The following is a 14,054-nucleotide window of genomic DNA, read 5'->3' as shown; positions in this document are numbered from 1 at the left end:
AAATGCTGGTAGAGCTGAAAGAACAAATGTAGGTAGAGCAGAAAGAACAGGAAATGCCGGTAGAGCAGAAAGAACGGGAAGTGCAGGCAGAGCAGAAAGAACGGGAAATGCAAGCAGGCCAGATAGTGCAAGAAATGCGGGTAGATCGGAAAGAACAGGAAATACGGGAAATTCAAGAAGAGGCGAAAGAACAGAAAATGTTGGAAGATCGAGAAGTACAGGAAGACCAGGAAATGAAGGAAGATCAGGTAGGAGAAGTAGATAGTAAAAACGGGAAGTTTTGGTAGGGAGTTAATTGTTGTACCCTTTCCCTTAAAAATGAAATAAACAGGTGATTTTATGACGCAGAATGGATTTCGAGAGGAAAAAGAAGTTCATCGTATGGAGGAATTAAAAGTCCTTATTGAAGAAGCAAAAGAATTTATTCAGTATGGAAAAGTAGCCAATTATATTCCTGCTCTTGCAAAGGCAAATAAAAATGATTTATCGTTGGCTGTGTTTTTGCCAGATGGACGACATTTTGAAGCAGGTAATACGAGCATTCGTTTTACTTTACAAAGTATTTCGAAGGTAATTTCGCTAGCTTTAGTTTTAATGGATCGTGGAGAAGATTTTGTATTTGAGCGAGTAGGGATGGAGCCTACAGGTGATCCGTTTAATTCAATTGCAAAATTAGAAGTTAGATCTGCTGGAAAGCCGTTAAATCCAATGATTAATGCAGGGGCCTTGGCAGTTACAAGTATGATTAAAGGTCATAGTATAAAAGATCGCTTTCAACGACTTTTAAACTTTATGAGGGTTTTAACAAATAATAAAGATCTTTCTTATTCGAAAGAGGTTGCTGCTTCAGAATTTGAAACAGCGCACTTGAACAGATCGCTTTGTTACTTTATGAAAGAGCATGGAATTATTACTGAAGATGTTGAATTGTTATTAGATTTATATACAAAACAATGTTCAATCGAAGTAAACTGTTTAGAATTGGCGAGAATTGGACTTATTTTTGCGCTTGATGGTTGGGATCCAATTTCTAAAACGCAGCTTATACCTGAAAAAGTAGCAAAGATTTGTAACACTTTTATGGTTACTTGTGGGATGTACAATGCATCGGGTGAGTTTGCGATAAAAGTTGGAATTCCTGCTAAAAGTGGTGTTTCTGGCGGTGTTATGGGTGCAGTCCCTCGCCGATTTGGAATTGGTGTTTATGGACCGTCACTTGATGAAAAAGGAAATAGTATAGCCGGTATAAAATTATTAGAGTTACTGGCTTCACGATATAATTTGAGTATTTTTTAAACATAGGGGGCTGTCCACAAGTCAGGTTAATTGACAGGTGGGCAAGCCCTTTTTATGTTGAGGTTGGGTATCTGGTCACTATTTTTCGATCTTATTTGCGATTCTTGGATTTTAATTGCAGTTTTACTATTTTTATTTGCGATTCTCGAAAATTTAATTGCAGTTCGTCGTTTATTTGCAGTGCTATCTTAAACTTTTTAGCGCGTTCTTCACTATAGTAATAAAGCCCCAAAATCCCTTTAATTTTTTTCCTTGGTCCTGCAATTCCATAATCAACCACAAATAACGAGGTCTTTAGTTTCCCTTTTTTCGAATATTTTGTGTATAGTATAAAAAGATGCAAAAAAGGGAGATAGGAAAATGGACTCACTATTATTACTTTTTATTTTAGGAATCGGTGCAGCAATAGTTGGAACATTGGCAGGTGGTGGGGGATTAATTACACTTCCGATGATGATTTTTCTTGGCATTCCTATTCAAACGGGTATTGCCACAAATAAGTTTGCCTCAGGTTTGGGGTCGTTTAGTAGTATTCTTTATACGATTAAAAAGAAAGATTTTAAGGCTTCAGTCATTTTTCAATTTATTTTAGTTTCGATCATTGGTGGAGGAATTGGTGCATTTGTAACAAGTATGTTAGATGAACATGTGATGAATATTGTCGCATTAGTTTTATTAGCAGGCTCATTATGGTTAACTTTTGCAAGTAAAAAGTGGAGCTATGAAACTACGAATAAAAGTGGCGTTGAAAAGCAAACATTGCTAGATAGGGGCATCTTAACAGGGATTGGTGTTTATGACGGGGGCTTCGGTCCAGGTTCTTCAACATTTGCAATCTTGTATTTTATTAAAAAAGGGTTTACTTATGTTAATGCAGTTCAGTTAGCAAGAGTATTAAACTTTGGGAGTTGTTTATCAGCATTTATCATATTTTATATGACAGGTCACTTCCAATGGAAAATTGCTGTGACGATGGCTGCTGCTTCAATTGTTGGTAATCAAGTAGGGTTAAGATTTGCAGAATTTGTTCCAATGAAGCTAGCTAGAATTCTATTGATTTCAGTTTCTGTTTTATTAATTGTTCAAGTAAGTCTTAAGTTATTTGTATAAAGGAATCAAGGTCTGTGGGTGTATCCGTAGACCTTTTATTATTTTTACTTAAAGGTGATTTTTACGACTCGGTAGAATAGCTTAATTAATTAATATTTTAAGAGGTGATTGTAGTGAATCTGAAGGAATATCAATGGGTAAAAGAAAATCGTGAAACATTATTAAATTTTTGTGGTGAATTAAATCAGGAGGATTTTACTCGTAAATTAGACGGGTTCGGTTTCCAAAGTGTAAGAGAAACGCTACTACATATGGCTGAATGTTATATCGCATGGATTGGATCTTTTATTTTATTGAAAACGAAAAAGCCAATTACGCCAAAGGAAGAAATTGTAAATCTTAGTCTTGATGATATTAAATCAAGATTTGAACAAGCTGATTTATTCGTGACTGAATTATTGGAGATGACAGTTGATCAATTAAATAAACCAATTGATAGAAAGATTCCATGGAGAGATAATAATGAAGAAATATCTTTCACACCGCTGAAATTGCTAGTACATACGATTACACATGAATATCATCATAAAGGACAAATTGTCGCGATGGCTCGACAGATGGGGTATATTCCACCTAATACGGATGTTTTAGGTACAAAGGATTAAGGAGGGATAAAATGAATTTGAGATTGGCAGAAGTAAAAGATATAGATCAATTAATTAAGATGAGATGGGACTTTACTTTGGAAGATTACCAGACAGGAAGAATTAAAGAGAGCGAATACAATGAATTTTACAGTGAATGTCGTGATTTTTTATTAAATGCAATAGACAGTAAACAGTGGTATATATGGGTTGCTGAAATAGAAGGTACAATTGTTTCCCATATTTATATTGAACTTGTTCAAAAAGTACCTCGACCTGGTAGGGTGACCAATCCTTTTGCTTTCATGACGAACGTATATACATTAAAGGATTATCGAGGGAAGGGGATTGGAGGTAAATTAATCTCCAAAGTCAATAAATGGATAAGCGAAATGAACTTCGAATTTGTTATTGTTTGGCCGAGTGAGCAAGGAGTTAATTTTTATAAGCGGAACGGTTATAATCAATGTATTGAAGCAATGGAGTATTTTCCAAATTTAGATAAATAATCTAGGAGAATGATTTATGAATCAATTAGATACAGCTTATATAGACACTCCGTTAGGTACATTAAGGATCGTTGGAAATGAAAAAGGAGTAGCATATATTGATTTTGTCAAAGAAGAAAATGACGAAATTCAAAAAATAGTACCACCTTCTTTGAAGGATGCAGGAAATGAGTTGATTGAATATTTCAATGGATCTAGGAAGGAATTTAGTATTCAATCAATTGCCAAAGGAACTCCTTTTCAAGAAAGTGTGTGGAGAGAACTAGTTAAAATTAAATATGGAGAAACTGCTTCGTATGCAGATATTGCTAATCGAATAGGAAACCCAAAGGCAGTAAGAGCAGTTGCGAATGCAAATGCAAGAAATCCATTAAGTATCATCGTTCCATGCCATCGGATTATTGGGTCAAATGGGAAGCTAACAGGCTATGCTGGTGGCCTGTGGAGGAAAGAATGGCTATTAAATAGAGAGCAGGGAAGAGAGACATTTAAATTGTAAAAAGAAAGAGCAGGAATAATGGAAGTGTTAAGAGTGAATATCACTCCACTTCATTATTCTTGCTCTTATTTATTCTTTTTGATCGTTATCGTTGTTAATGTTTATTTCGATATTTGTTTCAATATCGTCATCAATAATCTTATCTGCGAATTTCGCTTTTTTCCTTAAATTGATGATTCTAGTTATATTAACAATCACTACTTTGCATATTGCATATGTTGGCACAGCTAAAACCATACCAAGTACACCTGCAAAGTTACCAGCGAATAATAATAATAAAATAATCGTTAAAGGATGAATATTTAACTTTTTACCCATGATATATGGTGAGATTAAGTTTGAATCAATTTGTTGAACAATTAAAATGATTAGTACAACGAATAAAGCTAATTTTGGAGAAATTAGAGCCGCAACGATCACTGCAGGAGCTCCACCAATAAACGGGCCAAAGTAAGGGATAATATTTGTAATAGCAGCTACTAACGCTAAAATTAAGGCATTAGGTATTCCGATAATACTATATCCAATAAATGTTCCAATTCCAACAAAAATACAAACAATCGTTTGACCTTGAATGTAAGAAGCTAATGTTTCGCTTGTTTCATTTGCAATATGAATTGCTTCATTCCTTAAGCTTTGCGGTAAAAAACGAGACATCGCAGCCGGAAATTTATGACCATCTTTAAACATATAAAACAATATAAATGGAACTGTTAAAATGATTAACGTTACATTACTTAAAATATTGAAAAACGCACCGATTCCACCTGTTATGCCACCGATAAATACTAGAGCATAGTCTGCAACTTTCTTTTCTAAATCTTTAATTTCAACGTAATTTTGACTTCCTAACCACTTCTCTAATAGGCCAATCTTATCTGTTGCTTCATTTACAATTGTTGGCATATTATTTACTAAATCTTTAAATTGCTGTGTTAAGGTTGGGAATACATTAATGATAGATACTACAGCAATTAGGATTAATCCGAGATAGAGAAGAAGAATGCCTATTGAACGGGGCACTTTTTTACGCTCTAAAAAATCAATTATTGGTGCGAATAGGAAATAAAGAAAGACTGAGACAAGTATTGGTGCAAATAAAGTACTAATTAAAATAGCAATTGGTTGAAATAAGAATGATATTTTTGTTCCAACGAATAAGACTAAGAATAATAATAGTAGTTCGATTGTCCAAAATAATAACTTAGAGTTTTTATACAATTAATATCCTCCCACTATATTTTGATTAAAAAAACTTATGTATAAATACCATATTATAACAAAAAGAGATGCTTGTAAAAGCATCTCTCGGTGTATAAAACTAAAATTTTAATGACTAGACTGTGAGGTTGTTTTGAATTGCATTTTACTGATTTGGTTCAGTTATTGTTTTCATTGTACCTGTTTTATGCTTATTGCCACTGTAGAAACGGAATAAATCACCGTAAACAATATTATCTGAAAGTGTAAGCTCTTTTTTTGCTTTATCAATTAATAGCTTCGCGTCTTGATCAGGAACTTCGACTTTTTCAGCAGTTAAACGATTATAAAATTCATTTGAGCCAGCAACATAATAATATTTACTTGTAACGAAACTTCCGTCACGGAAAACAATAAATTCCGAATAATCTGGGCTAAATAAATCTTTACCAAATTCGATATCGTTTTTTGTATCAACACCTAACAGATGAAGAATCGTAGGTTTTACATCAATTTGACCAGCAACCTTTGAGATTGTTTGACCTTGTTTTTGCTTAGGTAAATGAATAATAAATGGCGTACGTTGTAAATCCATATGGTCATATGGAGTAATTTCATCTTTACCTAAGAACTGAGCCATTGCACGATTGTGGTTTTCAGAAATACCGTAATGATCTCCATACATTACAATAATTGTATTATCATATAGACCTGATTTTTTCAGACCTTCAATAAAGTGTTTAATTGATTCATCCATATATCGTACTGTCGTTACATAACGATCAAGTGTCTCGTCACCAGAATTATATTGATCAATGTATTGATCTTGAGGATCAAGTACGAAAGGGTAGTGGTTTGATAAAGTTAAAAATCTAGTATAAAACGGTTGTTTCACTTGTGATAAAAGAGGAAGTGATTGTTCAAAGAAATCTTCATCCTTTAATCCCCAGTTTACCGAGTTTTCATCAGTAATATTATAATCTACTTCATTAAAGTAGCGATCGTAACCTAAAGAAGGGTACATTACATTTCGATTCCAAAAGCTTTTATTATTTGCATGGAAAACAGCTGAATAATATCCTTGATCTTTTAAAATTTCTGGTGTAGCCATAAATTCGTTATTTGCATGTGTGAAATAGACAGCACCGCGATCTAATGGATATAAAGAGTTATCAATAATGAACTCAGCATCAGATGTTTTTCCTTGACCAGTTTGATGATAGAAGTGGTCAAAATAATAACTTTCTTTAATGTATTTATTTAAAAATGGTGTTATTTCTTTACCATTAACCTTTGCACCAATTGTGAAATTTTGCATTGATTCTAAAGAAATAACAATAACATTTTTACCTTTATATTTACCGAAAAGCTTTGCATTTGCTTTAACGCCGTTACTATTTACATAGTTTTCAATTTCAGTTAATTTACTACTATCCGCAAAGGCCTTTTGTGTTGAAGTTTTTGTTTGAAGTGATAAATCATAGCCTTGGTAAACATAAAGTCCAAGATTTTTTACTAGCATTTCACGATCAAACGAACGAGTAAGCAATTCAGGTCTTTCCATTTCAGCCAAGCCTAAATTTAAAACTGCAATTGCAATCGTAATTAAATAATAAGTTGACTTCATAAATGAAGGTACTCGACCAGTGTTTGAAAATTTAGGAAATTTCTTCGATATCAAATATAGGATAAGGATATCAATGAACATAAAAATAATTTTAAAGCTTGCTAGTTCTTTTACACTTGATCCTAAATCTCCCATATTACTAGTTTGGAACAGTACTGGTAAAGTTATGAAGTCATTAAAGAATCCGTAAAATAAAACGTTTCCACATAATAGCAAGGTTAAAATAAAATTAATCAAAAGAGCAATCGTATTACGTTTTTTCCCTTTGAAAAAAAGTGCAATCCCTACCAGAAATAAGGAGGATGCTAAAGGGCTAATAAATAATATTACATTTTGAAAGACTGTATCAATTTTTAAATCGAATCCTAACAGAGTAACAATATACGTTTTTAGCCAAACTACTAACGCAACCAATAATACGAATCGTACGCGTAAAAATGTTGCTTTAAATGAAGTAGGCATAGTCTAATCCCCCTTAAATACAAACAAACTAGCGGTCATTCACTAGCTTTTCTTTAAATATGCATCTCTCTAAGTCGTCAAAATTTATCGTACTCCGTTTAATTTTAAAAATCAATAGGAAATACGATTTCGTTATGTAAATCTGTTCGACAAAATATTCAAACTTCTTATAAAATAAAAAAGAAATAGGTTACTAGTAAACCAATCAGACTGCCCGCTAAGCGCTCGCTTTCTTCGTTACTTCGTCTGTTGAGCGGTGCTCATTACCGTCTAGGGTAACTCCGCTCCTCATCAGCCTTCGTGCCTCGAAAGACAAGCGCCTGCAATCAGTCTGATCACCAAGTTATTAGAACTTTGTCTGCTACAACCTATTTCTTTTCATTTTATGGACAACTATCTTATTCTATGCTTCTTAATAATAATTTTTTAAGCATTGGTTTTAATTGAAGTCTTAAATCTTCTGCATTTGAGGCGATTAAGTAATGGTGCTGATATATATTTTTCATTAATTGTGAAGTTTCTTCTTGATGTTCTTCTTCTTCAATGAAAGTACCGATTACTTCAATTCCAAGTTTTCTAGCTTGTTTAACTGCTTCATGCGTATCGATAATCCCATCCTGGAAATAATCTAAAGCTGAAGGTTCGCCATCTGTAAACACGAGCAAAAATTTATGCTTTTCTGAGCGTTTAGCGAGTTCTTCTGAAACAATTCGAATCATTAAGCCGTCACGATTGTCCTCTTCTTCTTGAAGCTGCATAATATTTGGACCTACTGAAGGTGATAAAGAGCTTGAAAACGGAATGACTTGATGTAAAATATTTGGTTTGTTTTCTTTTGTAGCATTTGAAGCATCCTCCCAAAAGCCACTAATACTATGAGAGATTTTTAATTGTTTTAAAGTTTCATGGAATAAAATGACGCTTTTTTTCACTTCATCCATTTTATTAAACATCGATCCTGAGCAATCAACTAATAAGTAGAATACAGCATCTAATTCTTTCGATTCAGTTTGTTTTTTATAAAACATTTTAGGAGTTTCTTCTGTGAAAAGTCGAACCCATTTTTTATTTAACCTACCATAGTATTTATCAGTAGGTGCATTTTGTTTGTTTTCTAAAGATTTTTCAATCGTTTTTCTTAGCTCTTTAACATCTTTAGATACCATTGAAGACAATGTAGAATACTGTTTCTTTTCAGTAACTGTTTGCCCAATTGCTTCTTTATATTTAATCGAAACATTACTATTGTACTTACCAAAAGGATTTTGCTGTGAAGAGGATGAATTCGTAGCCTCATGTGAATCAGTTTGTTTTGACTTTTTATTCTCTCCTTGTTTGGAGGAACCAAATGCATTTGCAATTGCCTGATCGCCGGCCTCTTCTTCTCGTGCAAAATTTGCTTTAATAGAAGTTTTTGTACCACTTTCAACTTCAAATCGTAAAAAATTATCATCTGTTTCATTATTTTTACTTTCTCTATGCCAGGTTGATAATCTCTCATCTTCGCTATTTCTTTCATCAAGACCCTCTTGCTGGTCGTCATTTTGAAGCTCTTTTACCTTACTATTACATGAAGTTAATTCATTAATTTTATTTAATGGTAAATAGCCAAAGTATGTGTGAATCATATCTTCCCTATACAGTGAGAGTAATCTCTGCTGCACTCTATATACAATAGAAGCAATATCACTTGTTTTCTTAGCTTCAAAAGCTTGAAAGAGGATGGGTAAAATATCCTCGAGTTGTTCATTCGTTTGATAAGTTAATTGAGTAGAAGTAAGTGAAAGATAAATTAAACAAAACAATTGATCTAATTGGAAATTACGCATTTCATTTGCTTTAAATTGTGATTGAAAATAATGTCTATATATATTTTTTCTCGTAGAAAATAATTGTCTTGTACCTGGTCTTTGATGAATTATCAACTCTTCAAGTCGGATATCCTCTAGAAGGACAAATAATTGTGTGAAAAAACTTTTTAAATGTGTTTCTTGCAATTCCTTTAATGTATCTTTGAATTCACTAAAATCTGAGTAATGTTTATTACCTAAAGCTTTTAAGTACACATCTGATTTCAAACCTTGTAACTGTGTACTATGCTCTTGTGTATCCCAAAAATGACTTACAGTAAATTTTTCTTCTTCATCGTCGTAATACGCCTGAAAATCAAATTCTAAAAATGAATTACGATCTTTCGAAAGAGAAATCGATAAATTTTCCATTTGAAGAAAAGTGGAAGCGTCGATTTTTTTATTGTTAAAAATGATTTGTTTCATATATTAATCATCACTCATTTCAAGAAAGAAAATAACTTTCAGCTAGTTCTCTAACAGTTTCACGCTCAATGTCATCACTTAATTTAGCGATAATTGTTCGTTCAATCGCTCGAAGTACTGGTATATGAACAGATAAATCACATGCGTCAAGAACACCACGAATACTTGCTGCATCTTCACTAATTCTGCCTTCGCTTGCTAATGGAATTAAATCACTTGAAAAACTTGTGAATTTCTTAAGTAGTTCTTCATCTTTAAGCTCAGATTCATCTTTTAATAACTGAAGTAATGATTCTCCGTTAATGTATGGAACATCTATAATAATGAAGCGATTTTTTAAAGCTTCATTTAATTCGCTTGTTCCTACATATCCTTCATTAATTGCTGCGATTACTCTAAAGTTTTCGTCACCTTTTACTACTTCTTGAGTAAATGGATTTGTAATCATTTTTCGATAATCAAGTGCACCATGTAGTAATGGTAATGTTTCTGGTTTAGCCATGTTAATTTCATCGATATATAAAATATGACCTTTCTTCATTGCTTTCATTAAAGGTCCATCGATGAATATTACTTCAGATCCGTTCGTGTTAGAAGTAATTGTGTTGTAACCAACAATTCCTTCTAAATCTAAATCGACTGAACAGTTTATGCTATGCATTGGTTGATAAAACAATTTTGATAGAGTCTCAGCTAAAACGGTTTTACCACTTCCTGTTGGACCTTTTAATAATATATTTTTTCCAAGTAGAAGGGCAGTAATAGCATCTTCTAAAATGGTTTTGTCTTGAGAAACATATTGTTTTGTTCCGATTAATAATTGCTCTTCTTTTAGAACTTTTTGAATTTGTTCATTATATATTAAATTTAATTTTTCATTAATCGAACTTGAAAGATTTAGTTGTGTATTCATAAATTACTCCTTTAAATAAACATTGTTCAATTTCGTTTTTGTATTAACCATAGTATTATCACATATCCGAATTGTGAATGTCTTGTCCATATTTTTTAGTGAATTTGCTAATACAGTTTCTATCTTTTGAGTATAACAGTTTGTTGTTTAACAGGAAAGTTTTCAGAGCGAATTACTATATATATGAAGCAACTGTAATTTAGTGGAAAGAATTAGGTGTTAGTATTATTAACATCAAAACTACTTTGTTCAATATTTCACAATATGTTCATAATTTAAGTGAAAGTTTCAGTTCATCGTATGATAAATTATATACGTAATCTGTTATATACCTAATTAGCTTTCTGTATTATATACAGAAGAGGAGGAGTAATACGATGGAACAATGGAGACAATTTGAAACTGGACGATGGGAAAAATCGATTGATGTAAGAGACTTTATTCAAAAAAATGTTAATTCTTATGTTGGAGATGAATCTTTTCTTGTTGGTCCAACTGATGCAACTAGCAAGCTTTGGGATATAGTACTTAAGCTATCTAAAGAAGAACGCCAAAAGGGCGGAGTTTTAGATATGGATACGAAAATTGTATCTACGATCACTTCACACGAACCAGGTTACTTAGAAAAAGAATTAGAACAAATTGTTGGATTCCAAACGGATAAACCTTTTAAAAGATCATTACAACCATTTGGTGGAATTCGAATGGCTGAAGCATCATGTGAATCTTATGGATATAAAGTTGATGAAGAAATAAGCAAAATATTTACAGAATATCGAAAAACGCATAATCAAGGCGTATTTGATGCTTATACAGCAGAGATGAAAGCAGCAAGGCGTTCAGGCGTTATTACTGGTCTACCTGATGCATATGGTCGAGGAAGAATTATAGGTGACTATAGAAGAGTAACACTATATGGTGTAGATCGACTAATTAAAGATAAAATTGATACATTAAATAAAATGACAAGTGTAATGTCAGAAGAAGTAATACGAGATCGTGAAGAACTAAATGAACAAATTCGTGCATTAAATGAATTAAAACAAATGGCTGCAAAACATGGATTTGATATTTCTGGACCGGCAACAAATGCAAAAGAAGCTTTCCAGTGGTTATATTTTGGTTATTTAGCAGCTATAAAAGAGCAAAATGGGGCGGCGATGAGTTTAGGTCGAGTTTCAACATTTTTAGATATTTATATTGAACGCGATATTGAAGAGAATACTTTAACCGAAAAAGAAGCACAAGAATTAGTCGATCATTTTGTAATGAAACTACGATTAGTTATGTTTGCTCGTACCCCTGATTATAATGAATTATTTTCTGGCGATCCTACTTGGGTAACAGAATCAATCGGTGGAATAGGAATAGATGGTCGTCCACTTGTAACGAAAAACTCATTCCGCTTTTTAAATACTTTAGATAATTTAGGACCAGCTCCAGAACCAAACTTAACTGTCCTTTGGTCAGAAAAACTACCAGTTGGATTTAAACAATATTGCGCTAAAATGTCGATTAAAACTAGCTCAATTCAATATGAAAATGATGATATCATGCGTCCGGAATATGGTGATGATTATGGTATTGCATGTTGCGTATCCGCTATGACAATCGGTAAACAAATGCAATTCTTTGGTGCACGTGCAAATCTTGCTAAAGCACTATTATACGCAATTAACGGTGGTAAAGACGAAAAGTCAAAAGCTCAAGTAGCACCTATGTATGCTCCGATTACATCTGAGTATCTTGACTATGAAGAAGTGAAAATGAAGTTCGACGTTTTATTAGATTGGTTAGCAGGCTTATATGTTAATACATTAAATTGTATCCACTTTATGCATGATAAATATAGCTATGAACGAATTGAAATGGCGTTACATGATGCAAACGTAAAACGTACAATGGCAACAGGTATTGCAGGATTGTCAGTATGTGCTGATTCATTATCAGCAATTAAGCATGCAAATGTTAAAACAATTCGCGATGAGAATGGAATCGTTGTTGATTTTGAAATTGAAGGAGACTATCCAAAATACGGGAACAACAATGATCTTGTAGATGAAATTGCAGTAGAACTTGTTGAAAGCTTTATGGCAAAAGTAAGAAAGCATAAAACATATCGTAATTCAATTCATACAACATCAGTGCTAACGATTACGTCTAATGTTGTTTATGGTAAAAAGACAGGTAATACACCAGACGGAAGAAAAGCAGGTGAACCATTTGCTCCTGGTGCCAATCCATTACATGGTCGCGATACAAATGGAGCTCTAGCATCATTAAGTTCAGTAGCGAAATTACCTTACGAAGATGCACAAGATGGAATTTCAAATACTTTCTCAATCGTTCCGAAAGCTTTAGGTAAAGACGAGAGTACACAAATATTAAACTTAGTAGCAATGTTAGATGGATATACAGAAAAAGGTGGTCATCACTTAAACGTAAATGTATTCAACCGAGAAACATTAATGGATGCGATGGAACATCCTGAAGAATATCCGCAATTAACGATTAGAGTCTCGGGTTATGCAGTTAACTTCATAAAACTAACTAGGGAACAACAAATTGACGTAATCAATAGAACTTTCCACGGTTCTATGTAAAAATCCCAGTATTTAAAGCCTAGTGGGGGACATGCTTCACTAGGCTTTAATATTTTTACTAAATCAGAAAAAAATAGTGAAGAGGAGAATGGCAATGATTTCAGGAAATATACATTCAATTGAAACTTGTGGAACTGTCGATGGACCAGGTCTTAGATATGTAATCTTTACGCAAGGATGTTTATTAAGATGTCAATATTGTCATAACGCAGATACGTGGAAAATCGGCGCAGGTAAAGAAATGTCAGTTGATCAATTAATGAAGGATATCAAGACGTATATTCCATTTATGAGATCATCTGGAGGTGGCGTTACGGTTAGTGGTGGAGAACCATTATTACAATTAGACTTTCTATTAGAACTGTTTAAATCTTGTAGAAAAAATGGAATTCATACAACAATTGATACATCTGGTGGATGTTTCAGTACTGATCCAAATTTTCTTTTAAAATTAGACGAAGTATTAGAATACACTGATTTAGTATTATTAGATTTAAAGCATTTTGACGAAAAAAAACATATAAAACTTACTGGAAAATCAAATGAGCAAATTAAAAGTTTTGCTAAATACTTGAGCAAGAAAAATATCCCGGTTTGGATTAGGCATGTCTTAGTTCCTGGAATTACCGACTCAGAAGATGATCTAATAAAACTAGGTGGTTTTATAAACACTTTAGGTAACGTGGAAAAAGTAGAAATTTTACCGTATCATCAATTAGGAGTATACAAATGGGAAGCATTAGGATTAAAATATCCCTTAAAAGATATTCAACCACCTTCAAATGAAAGTGTTAATCATGCTTATCAACTATTAACTCAAAAGAAAGAATTACAAACTTGTTAATAAAACTAATTACTTTGAACTGTCCTTTAAATGTTAGTAGGCGTCTAACATTTAAAGGACAGTTTATTTTGATAGCTTTTTATTATTATTTAGACGATTGACTAAAATAAATTTGTGGTTAGTGAATATAA

12 protein-coding genes and 1 pseudogene are annotated in these 14,054 nt (G+C 32.8%); 9 read left to right on the top strand and 4 right to left on the bottom strand.

The window, feature by feature from the left end:
• The 7 genes and pseudogenes from ACFVR2_RS14705 to ACFVR2_RS14675 all read left to right on the top strand — a co-directional run.
• A pseudogene (locus ACFVR2_RS14705) lies at positions 1–265 on the top strand (hypothetical protein); the annotation flags it as partial.
• A 74-nt stretch (positions 266–339) separates the two neighbouring features.
• Positions 340–1,296, top strand: a complete 957-nt coding sequence (gene glsA / locus ACFVR2_RS14700; protein ID WP_387362891.1) for a glutaminase A — start codon at positions 340–342, stop codon at positions 1,294–1,296.
• 54 nt (positions 1,297–1,350) lie between these two features.
• The gene (locus tag ACFVR2_RS14695) at positions 1,351–1,488 is read left to right on the top strand and encodes a hypothetical protein (protein WP_387362889.1); all 138 of its coding nucleotides are present in this window, start codon (positions 1,351–1,353) and stop codon (positions 1,486–1,488) included.
• A gap of 168 nt (positions 1,489–1,656) precedes the next feature.
• Positions 1,657–2,406 carry a sulfite exporter TauE/SafE family protein gene (locus tag ACFVR2_RS14690; protein WP_387362887.1) on the top strand — a complete coding sequence of 250 codons (750 nt, stop codon included), beginning with the start codon at positions 1,657–1,659 and terminating at the stop codon, positions 2,404–2,406.
• Between the two features lie 113 nt (positions 2,407–2,519).
• Positions 2,520–3,011, top strand: coding sequence for a DinB family protein (locus tag ACFVR2_RS14685; protein WP_387362885.1), 492 nt, complete (start codon positions 2,520–2,522; stop codon positions 3,009–3,011).
• 11 nt (positions 3,012–3,022) lie between these two features.
• Positions 3,023–3,499, top strand: a complete 477-nt coding sequence (locus ACFVR2_RS14680; protein ID WP_387362883.1) for a GNAT family N-acetyltransferase — start codon at positions 3,023–3,025, stop codon at positions 3,497–3,499.
• A gap of 16 nt (positions 3,500–3,515) precedes the next feature.
• On the top strand, positions 3,516–3,998 hold the full coding sequence (locus ACFVR2_RS14675; protein WP_387362881.1) for a methylated-DNA--[protein]-cysteine S-methyltransferase: 483 nt from the start codon (positions 3,516–3,518) through the stop codon (positions 3,996–3,998).
• 69 nt (positions 3,999–4,067) lie between these two features.
• Here the strand turns inward: ACFVR2_RS14675 and ACFVR2_RS14670 are convergent, their stop codons facing one another.
• The 4 genes from ACFVR2_RS14670 to ACFVR2_RS14655 all read right to left on the bottom strand — a co-directional run bounded on the left by ACFVR2_RS14670 (position 4,068) and on the right by ACFVR2_RS14655 (position 10,476).
• Positions 4,068–5,219 carry an AI-2E family transporter gene (locus ACFVR2_RS14670; RefSeq protein WP_387362879.1) on the bottom strand — a complete coding sequence of 384 codons (1,152 nt, stop codon included), beginning with the start codon at positions 5,217–5,219 and terminating at the stop codon, positions 4,068–4,070.
• A 145-nt stretch (positions 5,220–5,364) separates the two neighbouring features.
• Positions 5,365–7,287: an LTA synthase family protein gene (locus ACFVR2_RS14665; RefSeq protein WP_387362877.1), complete on the bottom strand. Its 1,923-nt coding sequence runs from the start codon at positions 7,285–7,287 to the stop codon at positions 5,365–5,367.
• A gap of 398 nt (positions 7,288–7,685) precedes the next feature.
• Positions 7,686–9,563 (bottom strand): vWA domain-containing protein, encoded by a 1,878-nt coding sequence (locus ACFVR2_RS14660; protein ID WP_387362875.1) that lies wholly within the window; start codon positions 9,561–9,563, stop codon positions 7,686–7,688.
• A gap of 19 nt (positions 9,564–9,582) precedes the next feature.
• Complete coding sequence (locus ACFVR2_RS14655; protein ID WP_387362874.1) at positions 9,583–10,476, bottom strand: ATP-binding protein; 894 nt, start codon at positions 10,474–10,476, stop codon at positions 9,583–9,585.
• A gap of 377 nt (positions 10,477–10,853) precedes the next feature.
• Here ACFVR2_RS14655 and pflB point away from each other — a divergent pair, with 377 nt between their 5' ends.
• Together pflB and pflA are read left to right on the top strand one after the other, a co-directional pair.
• Positions 10,854–13,079, top strand: coding sequence for a formate C-acetyltransferase (gene pflB, locus ACFVR2_RS14650; RefSeq protein ID WP_387362872.1), 2,226 nt, complete (start codon positions 10,854–10,856; stop codon positions 13,077–13,079).
• A gap of 94 nt (positions 13,080–13,173) precedes the next feature.
• Positions 13,174–13,923 carry a pyruvate formate-lyase-activating protein gene (gene pflA, locus ACFVR2_RS14645; RefSeq protein ID WP_387362870.1) on the top strand — a complete coding sequence of 250 codons (750 nt, stop codon included), beginning with the start codon at positions 13,174–13,176 and terminating at the stop codon, positions 13,921–13,923.
• The last annotated feature ends 131 nt before the right edge of the window (positions 13,924–14,054 follow it).

The sequence above is a fragment of the Gottfriedia sp. NPDC057991 genome (assembly GCF_042886615.1).
GTDB lineage: Bacteria > Bacillota > Bacilli > Bacillales > Bacillaceae_G > Gottfriedia.
This window is presented reverse-complemented; position numbering and strand designations above follow the sequence as displayed.